A 24,143-nucleotide genomic window follows, 5' to 3' on the forward strand; every position below is an offset into this window, starting at 1 on the left:
CCGTCTCCCCAATGCACCCCCTAATCCCCTAACCGGGATAGCCGGGAATCCCGCATGGGGCTTCTGCAGCAGCGGGTGGCATCCCCGTTTCCGGGCCGATGTGCAGTCCATAACGTGGTCTCCAGATCGCCGGGGAGAACCGGCGAGTGCATCCCAGAAAGGCACTGCCATGACGACTCTGATCGACTTCATCCTCGACCTGTTCCGCAGCCCCGCGTCGGCCGCCTCGTTCGTCATCGACCCCGACGGCGCCCTGCGCGACGCCGGCCTGCCGAACGTGACCGCCGCGCAGCTCGCCTCGGTCGCGGCCACCGCCGCACCGGCCGGCTACGCGCTCGGCGGCGGCGACCCGATCGTCGGGCTGCAGCGCGCTGTGTCCGACCACCACCAGCTGGCGTCCAGCTTCGCCTCCCCGTTCTCGCCCCAGACCTCCTGGGCCCCGCAGAACACCTTCGCCCCCGAGACGAACACCGACCTGCTCAGCGGGAACAATGTCCCGGTGGCCAGCCCGGTCCAGGACGCGGGCGCGAACGCCCAGAACGGCGCGTTCAACCTCGGCTTCGGCGACATCACCCTCGGTGACAAGAGCACGAACACCGCCACCAACGGCGGCGTCGTGGTCGACGGCGACAACAAGGGCGACATCGTCAGCGGCGACGGCGCCGTGCTCGGCAACAACAACGACGTCAACAACGGCGACATCCTCGCCGGGTCGGGCTCACACGTCGCGGTGGGTAGCGGCAACGAGATCGAGGACAGCAGCCAGCACGCGGCCGGTGACGTGGTCTCCGACAACTCCGGCGCCGTGATCAAGGACAACGACCTGTCCGGCGGCAGCGGCGGTGGCTCGCACGGCGGCGGCAGCCTGCTCGGCATCGGGAGCGGCAACTCCGCGGGCGGCGACGGCGGCAATGCCGGCTCGATCATCGTCTCCGACAGCCATGCCAACAGCGGCACACAGACCACCATCGGTGGCGACTCCGGCAGCCACAACTCGGTGGACGACTCGACTCACACCTCGGTCGACACCGAGACCTCGCACGACACGTCGATCGAGGACCACTCCACCAGCTACGAGTCCAACATCGGATCGGGCAACGAGACCGCGATCGGGTCGGGCAATCACACCGACACGTCGCTGTTCTCGGGCAACGACGCCGGGTTGTCGTCGCACACCGACATCGCCTCGCACAACTCCAGCGCTTTCAACAACGACGTGGCGTCGCACAACCCCGACATCGCGTCCCACAACCCGGTGCTCGACGCATTCTGATCCATCCACCAGCCGGCGGGGACCACACCGGTCCCCGCCGGCGCCGCGTTTACCGTTGATCACCGATAGTGCCGCCGACGAGAGGGGCCGTCATGACCCAACCGAACCGGGTGCTGATCGAGCTCCTCGACCACACCAGCGCGATCGCCGAGACCCGTCAGCGCGGTGATCTGGCGGCCCGGCTCGCCCGGGCCAAGGCCCGTGTCGAGGATCCGCAGATCCGGGTCGTGATCGCCGGGCAGCTCAAGCAGGGCAAGAGCCACCTGCTCAACTCGCTGCTCAACATGCCGGTCGCCCGCGTCGGCGACGACGAGTCGACGGTGCTGCCCACGCTGGTGTCCTACGGCGAGCCGGCGTCCGCCCGGCTCGTGGTGGCCCGCGAAGGTGGCGACGAGCCGGAGCTGGTCGAGATCCCGGTCACCGACCTGGGGACCGATCTGCGCCGGGCTCCGGCGGCCCGCGGCCGGGACGTGCTGCGCATCGAGGTGACGGCGCCGAGCCCGCTACTCAAAGGCGGCCTCGCCTTCGTCGACACCCCGGGGGTGGGCGGGCACGGGCAACCGCACCTGTCGGCGACGCTGGGGCTATTGCCCGACGCCGACGCGATGCTGCTGATCAGCGACACCAGCGCCGAATTCACCGAGCCCGAGATGACGTTCCTGCGTCAAGCGCTCGAGGTGTGCCCCGTCGCGGCGATCGTGGCGACGAAGACCGACCTGTACCCGCACTGGCGGCAGGTCGTCGACGCCAACGCCGCACACCTGCGCCGTGCCGGCGTCACCACACCGATGATTCCCGCGTCGTCGGTGCTGCGCAGCCACGCCGTGCAGCTCAACGACAAGGAACTCAACGAGGAATCCAACTTCCCGGCGATCGTGACGTTCCTCTCCGAAGAGGTGCTCGGACGGCAGAAGGGCCGCGTCCGCAACCACGCACTCGGCGAAATCCGCTCCGCCGCAGAGCATTTGATGCTCGCCGCGCAGGCCGAACTGTCCGCACTCAGCGACCCACACACCCGGGAGAAGCTGACCGCCGACCTGGAGGCGCGCAAGCAGGAGGCCCAGGACGCGCTGCAGCAGACCGCGCTGTGGCAGCAGGTGCTCTCCGACGGCATCGCCGATCTGACAGCAGACGTGGATCATGATCTGCGGCAACGGTTTCGGACGATCACCTTCCACACCGAAGCGGTGATCGACGCCGGCGACCCGACCTTGCAGTGGGCCGAGATCGGCGCCGAACTCGAAGACGCCGTCGCGACCGCGGTCGGCGACAACTTCGTCTGGGCCTACCGGCGCGCCGAGACGCTCGCCGCCGAGGTGGCCCGTACCTTCTCCGAGGCCGGGCTGGACTCGGTGCAGATGCCCGCCCTTGACCCGCGCGCCATGGGGGCGGAGTTCGCCGAGTTCTCGTCGCTGGCCCACCTGGAAGCCAAGCCCATCAAGACCGGCCACAAGATCGTCACCGGGATGCGCGGCTCCTACGGCGGCGTGCTGATGTTCGGCATGCTGACCTCGTTCGCCGGGCTGGGCATGTTCAACCCGCTGTCGCTGGGCGCCGGCCTCGTGCTGGGCCGCAAGGCCTACAAGGAGGACATGGAGAACCGGATGCTGCGGGTGCGCAACGAGGCCAAGACCAACGTGCGCCGGTTCGTCGACGACGTCGCGTTCGTCGTCGGCAAGGAGTCCCGCGACCGGCTCAAGGCGATCCAGCGGCAGCTGCGCGACCACTACCGCGAGATCGCCAACCAGACCAGCCGCTCTCTCAACGAGTCGCTTCAGGCGACGCTGGCCGCGGCCAAGGTGGCCGAGACCGAACACGCGGGCCGCGTCAAGGAACTCGAACGGCAGCTCAACATCCTGCGCCAGGTCGTCGAGCACGCCGACAAGCTCGTCGCCGAGGGGTCACTAAGCTCGAGGAGCTAGACAGTCGGGCGAGCAGGACGGGACGGCACTGAGCACCAGCGACCGCGTGCGGGCGATCCTCGGCGGCACCATCGCCGCCTACCGGGGCGACCCTGCCTACCGCGACCGCCCCGCGCTGCATCACGAGCTCGCCGGTGTCGGTCACCGGCTCAACCAGCCGATGCGCATCGCGTTGGCCGGCACGCTCAAAGCCGGTAAATCGACCCTGGTCAACGCGCTCGTCGGCGACACCATCGCCCCCACCGACGCCACCGAGGCCACCCGCATCGTGACGTGGTTCCGGCACGGACCGACCCCGCGGGTGAGCGCCAACCACCGCGACGGCCACCGCTCCAACGTGCCGATCACCCGCGACCCGACCGACCGGGGCCTGACGTTCGACCTGGCCCGGCTCGACCCCGACGACGTCGTCGACCTCGACGTCGAATGGCCGGCCGCCGAGCTGGTCGACGCGACGATCATCGACACCCCGGGCACGTCGTCGCTGTCCCGCGACGTGTCCGCCCGCACGTTGCGCCTGCTCGTCCCGGCCGACGGGATACCGCGCGTGGACGCGGTCGTGTTCCTGCTGCGCACCCTCAACGCCGCCGACATCGCGCTGCTCCAACAGATCGGTGAGCTGGTCGGCGGCTCGGCCGGCGCGCTCGGCGTGATCGGCGTCGCGTCCCGGGCCGACGAGATCGGGGCCGGCCGCATCGACGCGATGATGTCGGCCCGCGATGTCGCTCAGCGGTTCACCGCCGAGATGGACCGTACCGGGATCTGCCAGGCCGTGGTGCCGGTGTCGGGCCTGCTCGCGCTGACCGCACGCACCCTGCGGCAGAGCGAGTTCGTCGCGCTGGAGAAGCTCGCCGGCGTCGACGCCGCCGAGCTGACGAAGGCGATGCTGTCGGTCGACCGCTTCGTCCGCGAGGACAGCACGCTGCCGGTGGATCCCGCCACGCGCGCCGCGCTGCTCGACCGTTTCGGGATGTTCGGCATCCGGATCTCGATCGCCGTGCTGCGCGCCGGGGTCAGCGACTCGGTGGCGCTGGCCGACGAGCTGCTCGAGCGCAGCGGGCTGGTCGCGCTGCGCGAGGTGATCGACCAGCAGTTCGCCCAACGCTCGGACCTGCTCAAGGCGCACACTGCTCTGCTGACACTGCGGGAGATCGTCACCCGCAATCCGATCCCCGCCACGCCGCACATCCTCGCCGACATCGAGCCGCTGCTCGCCGACACGCACGCCTTCGAGGAGCTGCGATTGCTCAGCGCGCTGCGGTCCCTCCCGACGACGCTGAACCCCGACGAGATGGCCTCGCTGCGGCGGCTGATCGGCGGGTCCGGCGCCGACGCGGCGAGCCGGCTCGGGCTCACCCCCGAGACCGCCGACGACGGTCCCCGGGCCGCGTTCGCCGCGGCGCAACGCTGGCGTCGTCGCGCCGAGCACCCGCTCAACGACCCCTTCACCACGCGGGCCTGCCGGGCCGCGGTGCGCAGTGCCGAAGCGCTGGTCGCGGGCTATTCCTGAGTGTCGGCGAGCACTTAACGTTTCGGCCGCGCCGAGCGATGAAGAGTTATGCGCACTTCCGTGGGGATCTCGCTGGGTTCGGCGAACCTCGTCGCCGTGGCCGGCGGCCGGCCGGTCGTCCGGCCCGCCGCCGTGACTGTTCGGCCCGGCGTGACGATGACCGGCTTCGTCGAGCGCGTCGGAGATCCGGTGCCGATGCTGGCCACCGACGGCTCCGCGCACCGGGCCGATCGCCTGGCCGCTGCCGCGATCGAGGCCGCCACCCGGCAGGCCTCCCCGCGATACCGGCCGGAGCTGGGCGCCGTCGCGGTGCCCGGTCACTGGTCGGACACCGCGGTCGCCGCGCTGCGCGACGCCGCGCCACACCTTGTCATCGTCCCTGACTCGACCGCAGCGCTGACCGCGATCGCCGCAGGCCCCGGCTTGCCGACGCGGGGCGTGGTCCTGCTCTGCGACTTCGGTGCCGGCGGCACCAGCATCACGCTCGCCGACGCCGGCACGGGGTTCGCCGCGATCGGGCCGACCGTGCGCTGCGATGACTTCTCCGGCGACCTCGTCGATCAGGCGCTGCTGCGCCATGTGCTCGACGGGTTGAACCTCGACCCGGCCGGTACCTCCGCTGTGGCCTCGCTGCACGATCTGCGGGCTGAGAGCCGGGCCGCCAAGGAGCGGCTCTCGCAGGTGACCGCGACCGCACTGGTCGGCGCCCGCGGCCCGGTCCGCGTGACCCGCGGCGAGCTCGAGGCGCTGATCGCCGAACCGCTCGATCGCCTGGTCGCGGTGATCCTCGACGTCGTGCACCGCGCGCGCGTCGCACCGGCCGCGGTCATCACCGTCGGCGGGGGAGCCCGCATTCCGCTGGTGACGCAGCGGCTCTCCGACGCCCTGCGCTGCCCGGTGCGCACCACCGCGCACCCGCAGATCGCTGCAGCCAGCGGAGCTGAGCTGCTCGCGCGGCGCAGCGTCGACCAGCAGGCCGCCACCGTCGCGGTGCCCGCACCCGACACCGTCCTCGCACCCGCACTGGCCTGGTCGGCGGAGGACATCGACGCCGAAGAGACCCAGTTCGCCATCCCCGCCGCCGAAGGTGGCGCAGACACCGGTGCTGCCCGGCCCGCGGTGCACTTCACCCCGCCCGCTGACGATGAGACCCCAGCGAAGAAGCGTGCTGCTGCCCCGGTGTGGCTCGCCGGCGCAGCGTGCGCCGCGGCCATCGCCACAGCGGCGGTGTTGCTGACGACCCAGATCGCCCGCAGTGACGAGACCACGCCGGCGTCGGGCATCAGCACGCCCGTCGCCATGCACGCGCTCGAACCGTCGGTGGCACCCCCGGCCGACACCGTCACGCAGACGGTCCGGGCCGCACCAGCGCCCCAGCAAGCCGCCGTTCAGGCTGCCCCGGCGCCGGCGGCTCCCCAGGGGCAGGTGGTCGCCAAGGAGGCCGCCCCGGCTCCAGCACCCGCGGCGCCCGCTCCGGCGCCAGCACCCGCGGCGCCTGCCCCAGCCCCGGCGCCCGCGGCTCCTGCTCCGGTGTGGCCGCGAATCCCATTGCCGCAGTTCACGTTCCCGGCGCCGACGCCCAAGCCCAGTCCCACGCCGGCGCCGTCGTCCACTCCGGAACCCACACCGACGCCCACCAGCGAGGCGCCAACCAGCGAGGCGCCGACCCAGACGTCCGAACCGGCGCCCACCAGCGAGGCGCCCTCCAGCGAGGCGCCCGCGACGACTACGGCGCCGGAGGTGGAGCCGACGACTGCGTCACCGTCTCCGTCTCCGTCTCCGTCTGCGTGACGGTACTGGTACTCGTACTCGTACTCACCGATGTCGACGGAGTCGTCGTCGTGGTCGGGCTGGTGGTCTCGGTGGTCGTCGGCGTCGTGGTCGTGGTCGACGTGGGAGAAGTGGTCTCCGTGGTGGTCGCGGTCGTCTCGTCGACGGTCGAACTCGGCGCGACCGCCGGCGCGGAACTCGACGTCAGCGGCGTCAGCGGCGTGGTCGTCGGCTCCGACGGGGCGTCCCCGGTGATGGCCTTGGCCAGGCCGTAGATGATCAGCGCGACGATGACCGCGCCGAGCGCGCCGAACGCCACCAGCGCGGCGGGCTTGCGGTACCACGGCGTGGGCTGGTCGTAGCCGCCTTGGTAGTCGTCCGGGTATCCGCCCTGTCCGTAGTTGCTGACCTGGGTCGCATCGTCGTCGGAGTAGTAGTTGTCGTCGTCACCGGATCCGTATCGCGCCACGGATCCCGATAGTAGGCTCTCGCCGCTATGTGCCCGGGTAGAGCGTGCGTGTCACGTTGGTCCTGGGTCGTTTGCGCGTCGTCGTGGCGTCGTCGTCATCGTCGTCGTCGCGGGTGCGCGAAGTACGGGGTGGCCGCGAGGTGCTCGGTGTCTCGGATTCCGTGGTGGTCGGCGGGGTCGACTCCGGGTTGATGTCCGTGGTCACCGGCGGGCTCGTGCTGGTGATCGTCTCCGTGGTGGTCGGTGTCGACGACGCGGATTCGGACGCGCTCGGGAACGTGGGATCGACGTAGTTCAGTGGCGCCTGCTCCGGCTCGGTGAACTGGCGGCCCAGCCACAAACCGCCGGCGATCAGCGCCGCGATGACCGCGAGCGCGAGCACGCTGGCGCCGAGAAGTGTCGAGGTCCGGTTGTGCCACGGCACCTCCGACGCATCGCGGTGCGCGCCCTCGTCTCGATCCGGCCTGGTCACGGCCACCGATAGTAACCGCGGGCCGGCTCGGTCCGCTGACTCAGCCGAGCTGGGGAGCGACGGCCTCGGCGAAGAAATCGACGTGGTCGAGGTCGGACATGTCGAGGACCTGCAGGTAGACGCGCTGGACGCCGGCCTCGATGAAAGGGCCGAGCTTGTCGACGATCTCGTCGGGTGAACCGACCGTCGGGGAGTTGGCGCGCAACTCGTCGACCTCGCGGCCGATGGCCGAGGCCCGTCGGGCCACCTCGTCGTCGTCACGACCCGCACACACCACGAAAGCAGCCGAGTAGACGATCGAATCGGCAGGCCGGCCCGCTGCCTCGACGGCATCGGCGACCCGGCCGAACTGCGTGCTCAGCGTGTCCAACGGCACGAACGGGATGTTGAACTCCGCGGCGAAGCGCGCCGCCAGCGCCGGGGTCCGCTTGGCCCCGCCGCCGCCGATGATGATCGGTGGATGGGGCGACTGGACCGGCTTGGGCAGCGCAGGGGAGTCCGCGACGCTGTAATGGGTGCCGTCGTAGTCGAAGGTCTGGCCGCTCTCGGTGGTCCAGAGCCCGGTGATGATCTCGAGCTGTTCGGTCAGCCGGTCGAACCTCTCGCCCAGCGGCGGGAACGGGATCGCGTACGCCTTGTGCTCGGCTTCGAACCATCCCGCACCGATGCCGAATTCGACACGGCCACTGCTCATCTCGTCCACCTGCGCAACCGAGATGGCCAGCGGTCCCGGATGTCGGAAGGTCGCCGAGGTGACCATGGTGCCGAGGCGGATGGACGTGGTCTCGCGGGCCAGGCCCGCGAGCGTCACCCAGGAATCGGTGGGGCCGGGCAGACCGTCGCCGCTCATCGCGACGTAATGGTCGGATCGGAAGAAAGCAGAGTAGCCGGCGCTTTCGGCCGTCCGTGCGACCGCGAGCTGATCGGCGTAGGAGGCGCCCTGCTGGGGTTCGACGAAGATGCGGAAGTCCACTGATTTCTCCTTTGTCACAGTCCGCCGCGCGCGGCCTTCACCTTGGCCACCAGCTCGGGCGGGCCGTCGAACTCGACCTGGGCTTCATCGCGGCCGGTGATGAACAGCAGCAGCTCGCCGGGCTCGCCGATGACGGTGAGCGTGGGACCGCGTCCCGCCGTCGCGAGCCGCTCGCCCTGCGGAGTCTGCAGGACCACCTTGGCCGGGGAGCGGCGCAGCGTCATCCGCGCCATCAGCCCGACGGGGCGACGAAGCGCGGAGACGGTCTGGTCGTCGAGCGGGCGGGGTTCCCACTCCGGCTGTGCGCGCCGGACGTCCTCGTGGTGGATGAACATCTCGGCCACGTTGGCGATCGGGTCGAGCAGCTTGAACGGCGAGTACACCGGTGGGCCCTCGGCCACCTGGTCGACGAGCGCGTCCCAGTCCGTCGCAGCGGAGACCTGTTTCTGCACGCGGTCGGTGTAGCCGGCGAGCGCGGGGATGAGGATGCCCGGCGCGGCGTCGAGCCGGCGTTCGCGCACGACGAGGTGGGCGGCCAATTCGCGAGCGTCCCACCCCTCGCACAGCGTGGGAGCATCCGGCGAGAGAGTGCGGAACGTGGACACCAGGGCGGCGCGTTCCCGCTGGGCGACGGTCATGGCCCCAGCCTAATCGTCGTCGCGTCGATCGGGCAGTCGCCAGCCGCGTTCGCCGGGCAGCTCCAACGCGGATTGCGGCCCCCACGAACCCTTTTCATACGTCTGCACCGGGGGCGGGTCGTCCAGCACCGGCTGGCACACCTGCCACAGCCGGTCCACCTCGTCGGAGCGGGCGAACAGCGTCTGATCACCGCGGATGACATCGAGCAGAAGGCGCTCGTAGGCGGTCAGGGAGTCATCGGCGTGATCGGACGGCGCGAGCTCCAGACGCGAGCCGAGACGTTCGATCGCGAGGTCGGGGCCCGGGCGCTTGACGTTGACATCCAATGAGGCGACCGGGGTGTCGGTGAGGTCCAGCGCGAGTTCGTCGGGTTCAGGGGCGTCGCCCGGGAACGGGGACGGTGGGGTTCGGAACGTCAACGTCACGGTCCTTCGCTTGTCCGCCAACGCTTTTCCGGTACGTAGATAGAACGGCACGTCTCGCCACCGATCGTTGTCGATGTGGATCTCCGCGGCGACGAAAGTCTCCACCTGTGAGTTGTCGTCGACATCGTCCTCGTCGCGGTAACCGTCGAACTGCCCGAACACCACTCGCCGGGGGTCCAGCGGTCGCATCGCGTCGAACACCGCGGCCTTGGCCTCCCGCAGATCGCCGGCGTCCAACGTAGCGGGTGGTTCCATCGCGACGAAGCCGAGCACCTGGCACAGATGGGTCGACACCATGTCGCGCAGGCAGCCGGTGGCTTCGTAGAAGCTGCCGCGGCCCTCCAGGCCGAGTTCTTCGGGAACGTCGATCTGCACGGACTCGACATGTGTTGCGTTCCATGCGGGTTCGAGCAAACCGTTGGCGAACCGCAGCGCCAGGATGTTCTGCACCGCCTCCTTGCCCAGGAAATGGTCGATGCGGTAGATGTGGTCCTCGTCGGCGACCGAGGTGATGGTCTCCTGCAGGGCGCGGGAACTCTCCAGGTCGATACCGAAGGGCTTCTCGACCACCAGGCGCGCCCCCTCCGCGAGACCCTCGCGGCCCAGCATCGCGATCATGGGCTGCATCGCGGTCGGGGGGACCGACAGGTAGATGAGCGTTGTCGCGTCGGGCCCGAGCTCTTCCTGGGTGCGTTTCACGGTCTCGGCCAGGTCCGCGCCGTCGTCGGCGCTGGAAGACTGGAAGTCCAACCGTTGCAACAGGTTCTGTACGACCTCGTCGTCCAGATCGTCGATCGAATCGGCCAGGCCGTCGCGCACCGACTCGCGGAAATCGTCGACGCTGTCCGGTGCGGTGCGTCCCGATCCGATGATGGCGTAGTCGTCCGGCAGGAGACCCGCCGCGGCCAACCGGTAGAGGCTCGGGAACAGCATGCGGCGGGCCAGGTCACCGCGGGCACCGAAGAGCACGAGGGCGACGGGATCGGGTGAGCTCATCTGCACGCTGTTCCCGGCGCAGCGGGCTGGTCAAACCCTAGAAGCTCTCGACGCCCTCGGTGCTGATCGTCATGCCGTGCCCGGTGCCGTCATTGGTGAAGGTCGTGCCGTCTTCGGTCGCGTCGATGGTCCAGCCGAGCGCGGAGTAGGTGCGGTAGTCCAGGGTGACGGCGGGAATGGCGCCGAGATTGCCGAGCACCCAGCTCACCCTGCCGTCGGCGGTCAAGCGCACGCCGTTGGCCGGCTCCCCCTCCACCTCGGGAGCGTTGGTGAAGGCCGATTCGCAGCCGACCTCCTGCTCATCGAGCTGGCAGCGGGTCTTGCCGGACTTGGTCTCGATGAACACGTAGCCGTTCTGCGGGCTGAGCACCTCGCCGGACGGTGCGCGGGTGGTCGTCGGGGACGGCGCGGGCTCAGGTGTACTCGGCGGCGGAGGCGTCGAGCGGCTGGGCCGCGGCGTGGGGAAGTCGGGCTCGATGCCGGTGTCCGGGCTGCGGGTGGCGACGCCCTCGATCGAGGACTGGCAGCCGGTGAGCGCGGCAATGGCCAGCAAGCCTGCCGCCACCAGCCGCGTGTTCACCTGGCCCAGCGTACGCAGCATGTGATCGGTGTGACGGGAGTGACTCGCGGACGAGCGTAGAAGTACTGCGCACCCGCCCGCTGAGAAGCCATGGTCGTGTAATGCGCGTGTTCACAGCCTTGAGTGCGCTCCCGCCGGAACGCGCCCCGCGAAAGTGCCCTGAAGGTAGCGGGGGTCGCGGTGCGACGACGCTGACGGCACTCTCGCGGGTCGCGGGGAACAAATGGCGCGGACGCCCCGTTGACCACTTCGACAGTTGAGTGACACAGACTCAAGTTCTGCTTGACAGGACCCCATGCCGAGGAGCAGTGTTGAGCCCGGTGCACTCAGTACACACGTTTCGTCTAATCAGGAGGCAGTAACTATGGCTCGTGCGGTCGGCATCGACCTCGGGACCACCAACTCCGTCGTCGCAGTTCTGGAGGGTGGCGACCCCGTCGTCGTCGCGAACTCCGAGGGCTCCCGCACCACCCCGTCGGTCGTGGCGTTCGCGCGCAACGGCGAGGTGCTGGTCGGTCAGCCCGCCAAGAACCAGGCGGTGACCAACGTCGACCGAACGATCCGTTCGGTGAAACGGCACATGGGCTCCGACTGGACTGTGGAGATCGACGGCAAGAACTACACCGCGCAGGAGATCAGCGCCCGTGTGCTGATGAAGCTCAAGCGCGACGCCGAGTCCTACCTCGGCGAGGACATCGCCGACGCGGTGATCACCGTGCCCGCGTACTTCAACGACGCCCAGCGTCAGGCCACCAAGGAAGCCGGCCAGATCGCCGGGCTCAACGTGCTCCGCATCGTCAACGAGCCGACCGCGGCCGCGCTGGCCTACGGCCTGGACAAGGGCGAGAAAGAGCAGACCATCCTGGTGTTCGACCTCGGTGGTGGCACGTTCGACGTGTCGCTGCTGGAGATCGGCGAGGGTGTCGTCGAGGTGCGCGCCACCTCCGGTGACAACCACCTCGGTGGCGACGACTGGGACGACCGGATCGTCGAATGGCTCGTCGACAAGTTCAAGGCCACCTCGGGCATCGACCTGACCAAGGACAAGATGGCGATGCAGCGGCTGCGCGAAGCGGCCGAGAAGGCCAAGATCGAACTCTCGAGCTCGCAGAGCACCTCGATCAACCTGCCCTACATCACCGTCGACGCGGACAAGAACCCGCTGTTCCTCGACGAGCAGCTGACCCGCGCGGAGTTCCAGCGCATCACGCAGGATCTGCTGGACCGCACCCGCAAGCCGTTCCAGCAGGTGATCAAGGACGCCGGCATCGCCGTCGGCGACATCGATCACGTCGTGCTGGTCGGTGGTTCGACGCGTATGCCCGCGGTCTCCGAGCTGGTCAAGGAGATGACCGGTGGCCAGGAGCCCAACAAGGGCGTCAACCCCGACGAGGTCGTCGCCGTGGGCGCCGCGCTGCAGGCCGGCGTGCTCAAGGGCGAGGTCAAGGACGTGCTGCTGCTGGACGTCACCCCGCTGAGCCTGGGCATCGAGACCAAGGGCGGCGTGATGACCAAGCTCATCGAGCGCAACACCACGATCCCGACCAAGCGTTCGGAGACGTTCACCACGGCCGACGACAATCAGCCGTCGGTGCAGATCCAGGTGTTCCAGGGCGAGCGTGAGATCGCCGCGCACAACAAGCTGCTCGGCAGCTTCGAGCTGACCGGCATCCCGCCGGCCCCGCGCGGTGTGCCGCAGATCGAGGTCACGTTCGACATCGACGCCAACGGCATCGTGCACGTCACGGCCAAGGACAAGGGCACCGGCAAGGAGAACACGATCAAGATCCAGGAAGGCTCCGGCCTCTCCAAGGAAGAGATCGATCGGATGATCAAGGACGCCGAGGCGCACGCCGACGAGGACCGTCAGCGTCGCGAAGAGGCCGATGTCCGCAACCAGGCCGAGTCGCTGGTCTACCAGACGGAGAAGTTCGTCAAGGAACAGCGCGAGGCCGAAGGTGGGTCCAAGGTCTCCGAGGACACGCTGACCAAGGTCGACGGCGCCATCGCCGAGGCCAAGTCCGCGCTCGCCGGCACCGACATCTCGGCGATCAAGGCCGCGATGGAGAAGTTGGGCACCGAGAGCCAGGCGCTGGGCCAGGCGATCTACGAGGCCACCCAGGCCGAGCAGGGCGCTGCCGGCGGTGACGCCCCCGGTGGCTCGGACTCGGGCTCCAACGATGACGTTGTCGACGCCGAGGTTGTTGAGGACGATCAGGAGCGCAAGTGACTGACGATCGCGAAGAACCGATCACCGTCACCGACAAGCGCCGGATAGACCCGCAGACCGGCCAGGTGCGCGACGCACCTGAGCCGGCCTCCGGGCCGGCCGAGGAGGTGCCGACCGTGTCCGAGGAGTCGCAGGACAAGGCCGCCGAGCTGTTGGCCGACCTGCAGCGGGTACAAGCCGATTTCGCGAACTACCGCAAGCGCTCGCTGCGCGATCAGCAGGTGGCCACCGAGCGAGCCAAGGCTCACGTGGTGACCCAGCTGCTGCCCGTGCTCGACGATCTCGAGCGGGCCCGCGCGCACGGCGACCTGGACTCCGGTCCCCTCAAATCCGTTGCGGACAAGCTGGTTTCGACTCTCGAAGGGTTGGGGCTCAAGCCGTTCGGTGAAGAGGGCGATGCCTTCGACCCGTCGCTGCACGAGGCCGTGCAGCACGAGGGCGACGGCACGCATCCGGTGGTCGGAACGGTCATGCGCCGCGGCTACACCGTCGGTGATCACGTGGTTCGCCACGCGATGGTCGGCGTCGTCGACACCGTGCCTGACTCGGGGCCCGACGCGGCCGGATCGGCGAATACCGACCAAGAACCGCAAAAGCCAGCAGAATCATAGGAATTGACAACCGCGACGAGAGGTGAGGAGGTGACGCGGTATGGCCCAGCGTGAGTGGGTTGAGAAGGACTTCTACAAGGAGCTCGGCGTCGCCTCCGACGCCGGCCAGGACGAGATCAAGCGGGCTGCCCGCAAGATTCTCGCCGAGAACCACCCCGACCGGAACCCCGGCAACGCCGCGGCCGAAGAGCGGTACAAGGCCGCCTCGGAGGCCAAGGAAGTGCTGACCGACCCCGCCAAACGCAAGGAGTACGACGAGACCCGTCGGCTCTTCGCGGGCGGCGGGTTCGGCCGGGGCCGCGCCGGCGGTGGCGGTTTCGGCGGGTTCGGCGGCGGTGATGGTCAGGAGTTCAACCTCAACGACCTGTTCGACGCTGCCGGGCAGACCGGGGGCGCGAACATCGGTGACCTGTTCGGTGGGTTGTTCGGCCGAGGCGCACAGCAGCCGCGGCCGAGCCGCCCCCGGCGGGGCAACGACCTCGAGACCGAGACCGAACTGAGTTTCCTCGAGGCCACCAAGGGCGTGGCGATGCCGTTGCGGCTGACCAGCCCTGCCCCGTGCACGAACTGCCACGGCAGCGGTGCCCGCCCGGGTACCAGCCCGAAGGTCTGCCCGAACTGCAACGGCGCCGGTGTCATCAGCCGCAACCAGGGTGCGTTCGGGTTCTCCGAGCCGTGCACGGAGTGCCGTGGCAGTGGGTCGATCATCGAGCACCCCTGCGACGAGTGCAAGGGCACCGGGGTCACCACCCGCACCCGCACCATCAACGTGCGGATACCGCCGGGAGTCGAAGACGGACAACGTATCCGGCTCGCCGGTCAGGGCGAAGCAGGGTTGCGCGGCGCCCCGTCGGGTGACCTCTACGTCACCGTGCACGTGCGCCCCGACAAGGTGTTCGGCCGCAACGGCGACGACCTGACGGTCACGGTGCCCGTCGCCTTCCATGAACTGGCCCTGGGCACAACGCTGTCCGTGCCGACGCTGGAAGGCAAGGTCGGGGTGCGGGTGCCGAAGGGCACGTCGGACGGACGCATCCTGCGGGTGCGCGGTCGTGGGGTGCCCAAACGCTCCGGCGGCAACGGCGACCTGTTGGTCACCGTGAAGGTGGCCGTGCCGTCGAATCTCGAAGGTGAGGCCGCCGAGGCGTTGGAGGCCTACGCACAAGCCGAGCGCGCCAGCGGCTTCGATCCGCGGGCGGGATGGGCCGGTGCCCAGTGAGCCCCGGGCGCAAAGACCAGAAGGACCAGGCCAGGACGTTCCTGATCTCGGTCGCCGCCGAGCTGGCCGGTATGCATGCGCAGACGCTGCGCACATACGACCGGCTCGGCCTGGTCAGCCCCGAACGCACATCCGGTGGGGGACGGCGCTATTCGCAACGCGACGTCGACCTCCTCCGCGAAGTGCAGCGACTCTCGCAGGACGAGGGCGTCAACCTGGCCGGCATCAAGCGCATCATCGAACTGACCAATCAGGTCGAGGCGCTGCAGGCACGGGTGCGTGAACTCTCCGCCGAGGTCGAGCACCTGCGTGCGCAACCCCGGGCCAAGAGCACAGCGCTGGTCGTGTGGCAGCCACGCAACCAGCGCTGAGGCTCAGGACAGCAGGGCGCCCCGCGTCCGCAGGGAAGAATGCATCCCCGCATACGGGTGCGCCTCGGGCAGAAGGTCTTTCGCGATCTTGGTGACGGCGCTGTAGTTCACGTCGACCACATTGGCCAGCGGTGAACGGCACAGCTGGCTGCACAGCTGGTAGGCGTCCAGCTCGCCGAGTCCGTAGAGCTCGACCAGCCACCGCACCATCTCCACCTGGCTGCACCGCCAGGCATCCTCGAGCGGCCGCGCGGACCCCACGGTCAACAAGGCGTCGTCGTGTTCGAGCCGGGGCCATGCCGGTGCGTTGCCCTTGATCAGCTCGACGATGAGCGTCACGTCCATCGCGCCTTCCAGTGCGGTGCCGCAGGTTTCACCCTCGCCCTGCCGGTAGTGGCCGTCGCCGATCGAGAACAGGGCGCCCTCGACATTGACGCCGAGGTACACCGTGGTGCCCGCACGAAGCTCCGGGGTGTCCATGTTCCCGCCGAAGTAGTCCGGCACCAGAGTCGTGCGCACCTCCCGCAGGGCGGGGGCCACCCCGACGGTCCCGAGCATCGGGGCCAACGGCACCCGAAGTTCGAAGTCCGATTGGTGCGCGGTGAACAGCGCGGTGTCGGTGGCCCGGTCGACCGTGTAGATCCACGTCAGTTCCGGCAGGGGCGGCTGCAGCCCCGCGGTACGGTCGGTCCCGGTGAGCGCACCGAACAGCGGGATCGTCGTCGACGCCGCCCAATCCCGCGCCGGGGTCAATGACACCACGTGCAGAGCCAGAGTGTCCCCGGGTTCGGCGCCGCGGACGTAGAAGGGCCCGGTCTGCGGATTCAGCTCCTTCGGATTCAGCACCTGGCTGGGACGGTCGTCGCGAGAGGTGACCCGGCCGGCGAAAGCATCTTCGGTCCAGAGCCGCAGTGCGGCACCGGGGTCCACCTCCATCACCGGTTCGGCACCACCGAAGGTCCAGACGTATTGGTCTCTGGTCGGGGTGAACTCAACGACCTGCACGGGCCGCTCCCACCGTGGCGGAGGTGAGCACGCGGGGGAGAAGCACCGACGTCACCGCACCGAGCGTGGACCACATCAGTGCCTGGCCGACCAGCGACGACAGTCGGAAGTCGGCGAGCAGCTCAGCAGGGAACCCGTGGGGAACCTCGTTAAAGGCGGGCAGCGCGAGCCCCACCCCCGTCATGACCACGACGTAGCCGCCGATCGATGCAGCGACGGCTGCCGCGCCGCCGATCCGCGGTGCCAGGCGCAACCCCGCCGCCAGACCGGCGGCGGCCGCCGCAAGAGAAGCCGCGAGGACGATCAGGTAGGTCAGAGTGCGGTCGCCCGCGGTCTCCTCCAGTCCCACGCCCGGTGGGTTGGCCGGGTAGACCAGGAACGGCACCACCGCGACACAGACGAAGCCCGCCGCCGCGCTCGCGGCGGCCAGACCCGACAGACCCGTGTGCCGACCGTGCCGCTGGAATGCAGCGATGACCACGGTCAACGCCACCGCGAACAGAGCACCCATGATGACTCCGAAGGCGACGGTGCCCACCGCGGAGCCGATGTTCTCCTGGGCTGCCCTGCTGAACACCTCGTGCTCGTGGCCGTGCCCGCCCTCGAGGGCTTCGGCGGCGTGTGAGCGTTGCTCCTCGTAGTCGACGGCGTCGGCGATCAGCGGCGCCAGGTGCCAGCGCGCGTATCCGAAGGTCACCGCGCCGGCGGCGACCCCGCCGGTGATGCCCAATCCGATGATGCGTTTCTCCATGATCTCGATCCCTTCTAGTGGCAGGGGAATCCGAGCAGGTGCCTGGCGTCGTGCAGGAACTCGTGCACGTGGGTATCGGAACCGAACACCGATACGGCGCCCTGGTCGTACCCGAGGAAGTAGTAGGCGATCAGGGCGAGCGCGGTGGTCGTGGTGAGCCAGAGCGCGGCTTCCAGCCGCGAGGTGTCGAGGGCGTCTGTGCGCGGTGACGCGACTGTGCGTGAAGTCATGGGGGCTTCCTCCATCGTGAAAAGTTGCTGAGTGGAAATATTCCTGACGATCGACAGTCTGGGAACCCGCGCAGGTCGCCGTCAACCGGAAGGCGCCCGCACAAACCCTGTGATACCTACTTTTAACATCCCGACCGCGCACGTTAAGCCGCGGTAACAGCTGCGACCGAGCGATTGCGCGCACCGTTGGGACGTGTACATAGTTTCTACTGAAAGTATTGGCGACATGAACCAAGGAGGCTGGGCAGATGCACGGTCCGCATGATCTCGGCGGGCGCGATGGTGTGGGTGCCATCGCCGAAGAATTCCTGGAACCGGGAATCCCCGACTGGCGCTATCCCTTCGAGGGGCGCATGCACGCGGTGACGGCGATGGCTATCGCCAAGGGTGCCTTCAATCTCGACGAGCAGCGCCACGGCATCGAGCTGATGAAGTGGAGCGACTACCTGGACTCCACCTACTACGCACACTGGCTGTTCTCGGTGGAGAAGTTGCTCAACGACAAGGGATACATCTCGCACGAGGAGGTCGATGCGCGCATGGCCGAGCTCGGAACCCCCGAGATGACGCCCCACCCGACGAAGCCGGACACGCTCTCCCCGTTCGCGCAGACGATGATCGACGTGCTGTGGGCCGGCACACCGCACGACCTGCCGGCCGATTCACCGCCGGCGTTCGAGGTGGGAGACGCCGTCGCCGTACGCAACATCAGCGCCACCACACACAACCGGTTGCCCGGTTACCTGCGGCGGGCCCGCGGCGTGATCGCCAAACAGTACGGCGCATTCCACGATCCGGCCGCCAGCGCGCACGAGTACAAGGACGTTCCACATCAGCTCTACATGGTGAAGTTCAGTTCCACCGAACTGTGGGGCGACGACGCGGCCGAAGAATTCGACCTCTACGCCGACCTGTTCGAGAGTTACCTCGAACCCATCGGCGAGTGATCCCAGAAACCCCGAGACGACGAGAAACTAGGAGACACAGATGGATTGGCTGTCATTGAGCGACGTCGAAGCGCGCGTGAACGCGCTCGAGTCACTGATGGTGGAGAAGGGCCTCGCCGAACACGAGGCTGTCGATGCGGTGGTGGCCTCGTTCGAGAACGACATGGGCCCCGTCAACGGTGCCAAGGTCGTGGTGCGGGCCTGGACCGATCCGGAGTACCGCGAGTGGTTGCTCACCGATGCCACCGCGGCGATCGCCGACATGGGCTTCACCGGGCTGCAGACCGAGCACATGGTCGCGGTGGAGAACACTGCGGAGCGGCACAACGTCGTGGTGTGCACGTTGTGCTCGTGCTATCCGTGGACCCTGCTGGGCATTCCGCCGGCCTGGTTCAAATACCCCCAGTACCGCGCCCGCGTGGTGAAGGAACCACGAAGTGTGCTGGCCGAATTCGGGGTGACGCTGGCCGACGACGTCCACATCGACGTCTGGGACAGCAGTGCCGAGATCCGTTACCTGGTGATTCCGCAGCGGCCCGAGGGAACCGAGCGCCTCAGTGAGGACGAACTCATCGCCCTGGTGAGCCGGGACTCCATGGTCGGCACCGCTGTGCTGTCCGCACCGAAGGCGGCCTGACATGTCTGCACCCACCATCGTCGAGTTCGACGCACCGGGGACGGCCGCTGCGCTGCCAAGGTCCAACGGCGAGCTCGTCTTCGACGCCCCATGGCAGGGACGGCTTTTCGGCCTCGTGGTACAGATGTGCCAAGCCGGCATGTTCACCTGGGACGAGTTCAAGAAGCACCTGATCGACGTCATCGGTGAGTCGGGCATCGACGACGTCTGCGATCCCTCGGTCTACTACCGCCAGTTCGGTGACGCATTCTGCCGGCTCGCCCTGGAGAAACAGTTCATCGCCGAAGCAGGTCTGGAAGAGCGTGTGCGTCTCGAGGCATCTCGATTGGCCCATGACGATCACGACCATCCGCACGAGCACTGAGGGGCGAGTCGATGTCGAAAGTCACCGCGCTGTCGATCAGCGTCGGAGTGTTGGGCATGGTGTCCACCCTGATCACCGCGACGGTGTGGCCATTGCCGGTGTGGGTGTTGTTCTTGGCGTGGGCCTCGTTCTTCTTCGTGGGGTCGGGTGTCGCCGGGTTGCTGAAGTCGGTGGCGTGCAATTGGGCGGGGATCGCGATTGCGACCGCGACGCTGCTGTCGGTTCATGCCAGTGACAGCGCGTTGCTGCTCTCGATCGCGGTCGGTGTCGGGAGCCTGGTCATGGTCCAGGTCTCGAGGTTGCCCTGGATCTCCGCGACCCCCGCGATCGTGTTCGGGTTCGCGATGACGGTCGGGACGATCGCGGCCACCGGAAACGGTATAACGACAATGGGATTGGGTCATCCGGCGTTGGTGGCCGCCGTGACCGCGGCCGTCGGCGCCTGCTTCGGACTCGCCTCCGAATGGGGTGCGGGAATGATCGCACGCCTCGCCGCACCGCGGTCGGTGGTCGCGCCGGGCTGACCCGGTTACGCTGCGGAAGAGAAATTTTCGTTCATGGAAGCAACCGACACGAGGAGCGTTGTGCCGACGTCCATCGCCACCGAAAGCGTCTCCGAGGTGTTCTTCCGGCTCGGGCGCTGGTGGAGCGACGCGCTGTCTCAGGGGCTGCTCGACAACGACATCGCCAGCCTCGAGGGGTGGCGTGTGCTGGGTGCCCTGCGCAGCGGCGACGGCTTCACGATGACCGAGATCGCCACAGCGATGGGCATTCCCGCACCATCGCTGACCCGGATCGTCGACAAGCTCGTCGACGGTGGGTTCGTGCTGCGCAGGGTCGACGCCACAGACCGCCGGCGGGTTCTGATCCACCTCTCGGTACGGGGAAAGACCAAGGTCCGCCGGCTCTCCCGCCAGGAAGCCGCGGTGAAGGCGATGCTCATCGAGGAGTTCGGCGAAGAGACCGCCGTCCATTTGATCCGCACGCTGGCCCGGGTGGGCGAACTGCCGTTGGACACCCGCCAGTGATCGGTTTTCCTGAGCAGAACAGCCCTGCAACACCGCGGTAACGGCACACCGCCACGATGGGCGCACGAAGGAGGCGCTGCGATGGATCTGTCATCTCCCGGTGCGCGCCGGTGCACCATCGACATCGCGCTGGTCGTTCCCCGCAGCGGATCCGCGGGCATCTACGGGCCATCCTGCGAGGCATGTGCCGAGCTGGCGATCTCGGATCTCAACGGCACCGCGGGCCTGTTGGGCCGGCCGGTCCGGTTGATCCCCGTCGACGGCAGCCGGGCGCCCACGGCCGTCGCCGCGGAGGTCGCCCGCCTGGTGGCACACGGCATGATCGACGCCGTGACCGGCTGGCACATCTCGCCGGTCCGGCAGGCGCTGGCGAAGGTGACCGCGGGGCGGATCCCGTACGTGTACGGTCCGCTGTACGAGGGTGGGGAGCGCACTCCCGGGCTGTTCCTGACGGGGGAGACGCCGTCGCGTCAACTCCTGCCCGCCATGGACTGGATGACCGCGGAGTACGGCGTCGACCGCTGGATCGTCATCGGCAACGACTACATCTGGCCCAAGCAGACCGGTGCCGCCGCCCGGTGGCATGCCCGTGCGCGAGGCCGACCACTGATAGACGAGATCTACCTTCCGCTGGGGACCGAGGACTTCAGCGCTGCGATCCGCCAGGTCGAGATCACCGGAGCTCAGGGTGTGGGTGTCGTGCTGTTGCTCGTCGGCGGCGACGGCGTGGCGTTCAACCGTCAGTTCGCCGGCTGCGGGCTGGCGGCATCGGTGCCCCGGCTCAGCCCACATGTCGAGGAGAACATGTTGCTGGCCAGCGGATCCGACAGCAATAACGGACTCTTCGCGGCGGCAGGGTACTTCGAAGCGCTGAACACCGCGGCCGGTATGGAGTTCGCCGCGCGCTACTACCGGCACTTCGGGGCCGCTGCACCCGCGCTGAACAGCATCGGTGAATCCTGTTATGAGGCAATCACGTTGCTGATCGCCCTGGCCCGGCGGGCAGGTTCGCTGGACGTGGCCGCGATGACCCTGGCCGCCGAGAACCTGACCTACGTGAGCCCCCGTGGCGAGGTGTCGATGTCAGGCAACCAGCTCAACCAGGACATCTACGTCGCGGAGGCACTGGGTCTGGATTTCGAGGTTCGGGCGCGGATCACCGCCGCCTAACCCTTGGATGCCGTAATCCAGCCGCGGCATGGTCCACAGCTTCGCGATACCTCTGGATATCGGCCTTCAAGAAGGCGCGCGGGTGTTGCTAGAACGAGCGTCCCCGAGGCCATCGAACTCCGACATCAAGGTTTTGGCCGGCTGGTCGTTCTAGCTCGACGGGCTTCGCTGCTAACGCGGCTTCGGTATTCAATTAGCCGAGGCGCATACCTGTCCCGACCAGGCAAATCTTGCGGCCGACACGACCGCGACTATGGTAAGTCGCAGCACGCTATGCGCGGATGAGAGGTCGAAGTGGTACGAGAGTCAAGCGAAGACATGGAACGTTTCGCTGAAGCGATTCAAAGTCTGAAACTTTACCGTCGTGCTGAGCTCCAGAGTTCTCAGGGCGACGATTTAATAGAGACACTCTATGTTGACCCACTCCCGCAGGATCACGTGCATAAGGTACTTCGCCAGCCAAGCACGACATTTTTAATTGGCCGGAAGGGGACTGGTAAATCAACAGTGTTCCTCCGGGCGCAGAAAAGCCTACTGACGGAAAAAGGCGTGCTGTCGACTTACGTCGATATCAAGACGGTGTTCGAATCGTCCCAGGTCGATCCGGAACTTGCCAAAAAGGTCAATGTAGCCGACGAAAGTCTCCCACCCAATGCGCTAGATGCCGTTTTGTTAATGACAAGCTTCGTCGGGGCGGTGGTGGAAGGAATTCGGGATGATCTCAAGAAACAGTTGAAGTCGTCCTGGAAGCTCCGAGTAAAGGAAAAGTTCACTGGTACGTACGAGGAACTATTCGAGAACTTGGACTCATTCGTCGAAAACCTCAGCAACCCAGATTTCAAGAATGCGCAAGGCATTAAGAAGTCTGCTCGTTGGGCGCGCAGCGAGGACACGACATCGGGTGAAGCTTCCGCAACTGCCAGAATCGACCCCTCGCTTGTGCCTACAGCGAGTGTTGAAGCGTCTGTGTCCGAGACGTCATCGTCGACGTCAGAAATGGGATTCAGTGAGATATTTGTCCGCATATTTGATGTCAGAGCACTTATTGCCAGCATAAAAAGGCTGCTCGAGCCCCTCAATGTAAAACACCTCTACATCTTTTTGGATGATTTTTCAGAATTGCCCGAAGGGCCAATGCGAGCGGTGGTTGATACGCTTATCGCACCGCTGAATAATTGGTCAGATGAACTCGTAAAATTCAAAATTGCTGCATATCCTGGCCGAATGTATTATGGGCAGTTGGACAAGACGAAGCTCGATGAGGTCAGCTTGGACCTGTACAGCCTGTATGGACGCAACTCAGTTTCTGAAATGGAGTCGAAAGGTATAGACTTCACCCGTAGGTTGCTGCAGCGGCGGTTCGATTACTTTGATATCAGAGCCGACGATTTTATTGACGAACGCAACGTCGGTGCTGTTTGGGCCGCATTGTTCAACGCCTCGATGGGCAATCCCCGCACCTTGGGTTACATCCTCTACTTCGCGTACGAGAACAATGTGCTGTATGGAGGCAAGATCAATGTCAAAAGCGTTAGCGCTGCAGCCAAACGATACTATACTGATAAAATCGAGCCCTATTTCAGTATGGGAGCTTTTCTGCACGAATCTTTCCAAGAGAAGTCTTCGATATTTAGCCTGAAGGAGTTGTTGGAGGCCATCGTTGGCCGCGCGCGGGAGCTCCGCGCAAAAAGTGCCGCGTCGTTCTTTGAAACGATAACGGGCCAACATCCAACCAGTCATTTCAATGTCGATCCTCGTTTCGAGCACGTGCTATCGTCACTGGAACTAAACTTCTTCGTGACAAAATATTACGCAATGAGTAACCGGGATGGCCGGCGCGTGACGGTGTATGCGCTAAATTTCGGTCTCTGCGAGAAATATAGCATCACATTTGGCCGGCCTACGGACTCGCGACAAAGTCGAGTCTATTTTGTTGAGCGTGCATTTGACTTCAATCCCATCCTTCAAGAATATATCAATCAAAATGAAGAAATAAGATGTGACAATTGCAACCACGTCTTCGACCCGTCGGAAATTGACGCGCTGAAGCGTTTCAATATGCTTTGCCCCGAGTGCAGAGAGGGCCGCTGCCGTGTGACCAACATATCGAGAAAGTACGAAGCCACGATACGCAATGTCAACGCCGAAGAGTTGCTACCGTCTACTGAATTGGGAATCTTGCAGACGTTGAGCGTCGAGTCCGAGCCTCTACGGCCCGGTGACATAGCGCAGGAGTTGGATGTGTCCTATCAGCTCGTGGGCAAGCGGGGAAAGAAGCTTGCCGAGCGAAAACTGGTTGAAAGGGCAATGGTGAATGGCCGCCGACAGTTTAGTCTGACCGACTCGGCGCGACGAATCTATTTCGATCCGGCTCAGCCCGCGGACTTGGATGTCTATGTTGAAACTGAGCCGCCGAGTATGAGCTGAGGGTTCCTCGTCCGGGCAGCTGGCCCCGCGGTAAGCCGAACCGCGACCGGTGCTGCAGAGACGGAATCGGCCCAAACTGGGCCGGCGAATCGTCCCTGCTCATACTGACGCTAAGGCAAGTCGC

The 24,143-nt window shown here is 66.8% G+C and carries 24 protein-coding genes; 15 read left to right on the forward strand and 9 right to left on the reverse strand.

The features are described 5' to 3' along the window. Nucleotides 1-169: 169 nt before the first annotated feature. The 4 genes from MHN84_RS16125 to MHN84_RS29830 all read left to right on the forward strand — a co-directional run bounded on the left by MHN84_RS16125 (nt 170) and on the right by MHN84_RS29830 (nt 6,496). Complete coding sequence (locus MHN84_RS16125; protein WP_241205539.1) at nt 170-1,273, forward strand: IniB N-terminal domain-containing protein; 1,104 nt, start codon at nt 170-172, stop codon at nt 1,271-1,273. Nucleotides 1,274-1,365: 92 nt separating this feature from the next. Beyond that, nucleotides 1,366-3,195, forward strand: a complete 1,830-nt coding sequence (gene iniA, locus MHN84_RS16130; RefSeq protein ID WP_241205540.1) for an isoniazid-induced dynamin-like GTPase IniA — start codon at nt 1,366-1,368, stop codon at nt 3,193-3,195. 28 nt (nt 3,196-3,223) lie between these two features. After that, the gene (locus tag MHN84_RS16135; RefSeq protein ID WP_241205646.1) at nt 3,224-4,705 is read left to right on the forward strand and encodes a dynamin-like GTPase family protein; all 1,482 of its coding nucleotides are present in this window, start codon (nt 3,224-3,226) and stop codon (nt 4,703-4,705) included. 48 nt (nt 4,706-4,753) lie between these two features. Then, entirely contained in the window at nt 4,754-6,496 is a 1,743-nt protein-coding gene (locus MHN84_RS29830; RefSeq protein ID WP_304654324.1) for an Hsp70 family protein, read from the forward strand. Here MHN84_RS29830 and MHN84_RS16145 read toward each other — a convergent pair. Genes MHN84_RS16145 through MHN84_RS16170 form a run of 6 tightly spaced genes read right to left on the reverse strand, consistent with a single transcriptional unit; the run spans nt 6,432 to nt 11,029 of the window. After that, a complete protein-coding gene (locus MHN84_RS16145; RefSeq protein ID WP_241205541.1) occupies nt 6,432-6,944 on the reverse strand; it encodes a hypothetical protein in 513 nt (170 codons plus the stop codon). The two genes, MHN84_RS29830 and MHN84_RS16145, sit on opposite strands and share 65 nt — an antisense overlap. A gap of 25 nt (nt 6,945-6,969) precedes the next feature. Then, nucleotides 6,970-7,416 (reverse strand): hypothetical protein, encoded by a 447-nt coding sequence (locus tag MHN84_RS16150; RefSeq protein WP_308192953.1) that lies wholly within the window; start codon nt 7,414-7,416, stop codon nt 6,970-6,972. A gap of 40 nt (nt 7,417-7,456) precedes the next feature. Then, complete coding sequence (locus MHN84_RS16155) at nt 7,457-8,389, reverse strand: LLM class F420-dependent oxidoreductase (RefSeq protein ID WP_241205543.1); 933 nt, start codon at nt 8,387-8,389, stop codon at nt 7,457-7,459. Nucleotides 8,390-8,403: 14 nt separating this feature from the next. Further along, nucleotides 8,404-9,027 (reverse strand): TIGR03085 family metal-binding protein, encoded by a 624-nt coding sequence (locus MHN84_RS16160; RefSeq protein ID WP_241205544.1) that lies wholly within the window; start codon nt 9,025-9,027, stop codon nt 8,404-8,406. A 9-nt stretch (nt 9,028-9,036) separates the two neighbouring features. After that, a complete protein-coding gene (zwf, locus tag MHN84_RS16165; RefSeq protein WP_241205545.1) occupies nt 9,037-10,449 on the reverse strand; it encodes a glucose-6-phosphate dehydrogenase in 1,413 nt (470 codons plus the stop codon). Nucleotides 10,450-10,486: 37 nt separating this feature from the next. Further along, nucleotides 10,487-11,029 carry a hypothetical protein gene (locus MHN84_RS16170; protein ID WP_241205546.1) on the reverse strand — a complete coding sequence of 181 codons (543 nt, stop codon included), beginning with the start codon at nt 11,027-11,029 and terminating at the stop codon, nt 10,487-10,489. A 364-nt stretch (nt 11,030-11,393) separates the two neighbouring features. Between MHN84_RS16170 and dnaK the strand changes: the two genes are divergently transcribed. From dnaK to MHN84_RS16190, 4 genes are read left to right on the forward strand one after another with little or no spacing between them, the layout of a single operon-like run. Then, the gene (gene dnaK, locus MHN84_RS16175) at nt 11,394-13,259 is read left to right on the forward strand and encodes a molecular chaperone DnaK (protein ID WP_241205547.1); all 1,866 of its coding nucleotides are present in this window, start codon (nt 11,394-11,396) and stop codon (nt 13,257-13,259) included. Further along, nucleotides 13,256-13,870: a nucleotide exchange factor GrpE gene (grpE, locus tag MHN84_RS16180; protein ID WP_241205548.1), complete on the forward strand. Its 615-nt coding sequence runs from the start codon at nt 13,256-13,258 to the stop codon at nt 13,868-13,870. The genes dnaK and grpE overlap by 4 nt, the downstream gene beginning before the upstream one ends. Nucleotides 13,871-13,910: 40 nt before the next feature. Continuing rightward, nucleotides 13,911-15,089 (forward strand): molecular chaperone DnaJ, encoded by a 1,179-nt coding sequence (dnaJ, locus tag MHN84_RS16185; RefSeq protein WP_241205549.1) that lies wholly within the window; start codon nt 13,911-13,913, stop codon nt 15,087-15,089. Further along, nucleotides 15,071-15,460, forward strand: a complete 390-nt coding sequence (locus tag MHN84_RS16190; protein ID WP_241205550.1) for a heat shock protein transcriptional repressor HspR — start codon at nt 15,071-15,073, stop codon at nt 15,458-15,460. Before dnaJ ends, MHN84_RS16190 begins: the two co-directional genes overlap by 19 nt. Nucleotides 15,461-15,463: 3 nt before the next feature. On the opposite strand, the gene MHN84_RS16195 is transcribed toward MHN84_RS16190, so the two are convergent. The 3 genes from MHN84_RS16195 to MHN84_RS16205 are packed head-to-tail and all read right to left on the reverse strand — an operon-like array spanning nt 15,464 to nt 17,446. Further along, complete coding sequence (locus MHN84_RS16195) at nt 15,464-16,465, reverse strand: acetamidase/formamidase family protein (protein ID WP_241205551.1); 1,002 nt, start codon at nt 16,463-16,465, stop codon at nt 15,464-15,466. After that, a complete protein-coding gene (locus MHN84_RS16200) occupies nt 16,452-17,216 on the reverse strand; it encodes a CbtA family protein (protein WP_241205552.1) in 765 nt (254 codons plus the stop codon). Before MHN84_RS16200 ends, MHN84_RS16195 begins: the two co-directional genes overlap by 14 nt. Before the next feature lie 14 nt (nt 17,217-17,230). Then, complete coding sequence (locus MHN84_RS16205; protein WP_221353599.1) at nt 17,231-17,446, reverse strand: CbtB-domain containing protein; 216 nt, start codon at nt 17,444-17,446, stop codon at nt 17,231-17,233. Between the two features lie 248 nt (nt 17,447-17,694). Between MHN84_RS16205 and nthB the strand changes: the two genes are divergently transcribed. From nthB to MHN84_RS16240, 7 genes are all read left to right on the forward strand, one after another. Beyond that, the gene (gene nthB / locus MHN84_RS16210) at nt 17,695-18,393 is read left to right on the forward strand and encodes a nitrile hydratase subunit beta (protein ID WP_241205553.1); all 699 of its coding nucleotides are present in this window, start codon (nt 17,695-17,697) and stop codon (nt 18,391-18,393) included. Between the two features lie 40 nt (nt 18,394-18,433). After that, entirely contained in the window at nt 18,434-19,030 is a 597-nt protein-coding gene (gene nthA, locus MHN84_RS16215; RefSeq protein ID WP_221353603.1) for a nitrile hydratase subunit alpha, read from the forward strand. 1 nt (nt 19,031) lies between these two features. Beyond that, nucleotides 19,032-19,394: an SH3-like domain-containing protein gene (locus MHN84_RS16220; protein WP_221353604.1), complete on the forward strand. Its 363-nt coding sequence runs from the start codon at nt 19,032-19,034 to the stop codon at nt 19,392-19,394. 11 nt (nt 19,395-19,405) lie between these two features. Continuing rightward, nucleotides 19,406-19,918, forward strand: coding sequence for a DUF1097 domain-containing protein (locus MHN84_RS16225; protein WP_241205554.1), 513 nt, complete (start codon nt 19,406-19,408; stop codon nt 19,916-19,918). Nucleotides 19,919-19,978: 60 nt separating this feature from the next. Next, nucleotides 19,979-20,422, forward strand: a complete 444-nt coding sequence (locus MHN84_RS16230) for a MarR family winged helix-turn-helix transcriptional regulator (RefSeq protein ID WP_241205555.1) — start codon at nt 19,979-19,981, stop codon at nt 20,420-20,422. 81 nt (nt 20,423-20,503) lie between these two features. Further along, nucleotides 20,504-21,592 carry a substrate-binding domain-containing protein gene (locus MHN84_RS16235; RefSeq protein ID WP_241205556.1) on the forward strand — a complete coding sequence of 363 codons (1,089 nt, stop codon included), beginning with the start codon at nt 20,504-20,506 and terminating at the stop codon, nt 21,590-21,592. Between the two features lie 318 nt (nt 21,593-21,910). Further along, nucleotides 21,911-24,019 carry a hypothetical protein gene (locus tag MHN84_RS16240; protein WP_241205557.1) on the forward strand — a complete coding sequence of 703 codons (2,109 nt, stop codon included), beginning with the start codon at nt 21,911-21,913 and terminating at the stop codon, nt 24,017-24,019. Nucleotides 24,020-24,143: the final 124 nt, after the last annotated feature.

Source organism: Mycobacterium sp. PSTR-4-N, assembly GCF_022348085.1.
Classification (GTDB): domain Bacteria; phylum Actinomycetota; class Actinomycetes; order Mycobacteriales; family Mycobacteriaceae; genus Mycobacterium.

Excerpts from the sequence above, each read along its gene's own strand:
- MHN84_RS16125 (WP_241205539.1), top strand. The coding sequence starts at position 170 with ATGACGACTCTGATCGACTTCATCCTCGACCTGTTCCGCAGCCCCGCG.
- iniA (WP_241205540.1), top strand. The coding sequence starts at position 1,366 with ATGACCCAACCGAACCGGGTGCTGATCGAGCTCCTCGACCACACCAGC.
- MHN84_RS29830 (WP_304654324.1), top strand. The coding sequence starts at position 4,754 with ATGCGCACTTCCGTGGGGATCTCGCTGGGTTCGGCGAACCTCGTCGCC.
- MHN84_RS16160 (WP_241205544.1), bottom strand. The coding sequence starts at position 9,027 with ATGACCGTCGCCCAGCGGGAACGCGCCGCCCTGGTGTCCACGTTCCGC.
- zwf (WP_241205545.1), bottom strand. The coding sequence starts at position 10,449 with ATGAGCTCACCCGATCCCGTCGCCCTCGTGCTCTTCGGTGCCCGCGGT.
- dnaK (WP_241205547.1), top strand. The coding sequence starts at position 11,394 with ATGGCTCGTGCGGTCGGCATCGACCTCGGGACCACCAACTCCGTCGTC.
- dnaJ (WP_241205549.1), top strand. The coding sequence starts at position 13,911 with ATGGCCCAGCGTGAGTGGGTTGAGAAGGACTTCTACAAGGAGCTCGGC.
- MHN84_RS16190 (WP_241205550.1), top strand. The coding sequence starts at position 15,071 with ATGGGCCGGTGCCCAGTGAGCCCCGGGCGCAAAGACCAGAAGGACCAG.
- MHN84_RS16200 (WP_241205552.1), bottom strand. The coding sequence starts at position 17,216 with ATGGAGAAACGCATCATCGGATTGGGCATCACCGGCGGGGTCGCCGCC.
- MHN84_RS16205 (WP_221353599.1), bottom strand. The coding sequence starts at position 17,446 with ATGACTTCACGCACAGTCGCGTCACCGCGCACAGACGCCCTCGACACC.
- nthB (WP_241205553.1), top strand. The coding sequence starts at position 17,695 with ATGCACGGTCCGCATGATCTCGGCGGGCGCGATGGTGTGGGTGCCATC.
- nthA (WP_221353603.1), top strand. The coding sequence starts at position 18,434 with ATGGATTGGCTGTCATTGAGCGACGTCGAAGCGCGCGTGAACGCGCTC.
- MHN84_RS16220 (WP_221353604.1), top strand. The coding sequence starts at position 19,032 with ATGTCTGCACCCACCATCGTCGAGTTCGACGCACCGGGGACGGCCGCT.
- MHN84_RS16225 (WP_241205554.1), top strand. The coding sequence starts at position 19,406 with ATGTCGAAAGTCACCGCGCTGTCGATCAGCGTCGGAGTGTTGGGCATG.
- MHN84_RS16235 (WP_241205556.1), top strand. The coding sequence starts at position 20,504 with ATGGATCTGTCATCTCCCGGTGCGCGCCGGTGCACCATCGACATCGCG.
- MHN84_RS16240 (WP_241205557.1), top strand. The coding sequence starts at position 21,911 with ATGGAACGTTTCGCTGAAGCGATTCAAAGTCTGAAACTTTACCGTCGT.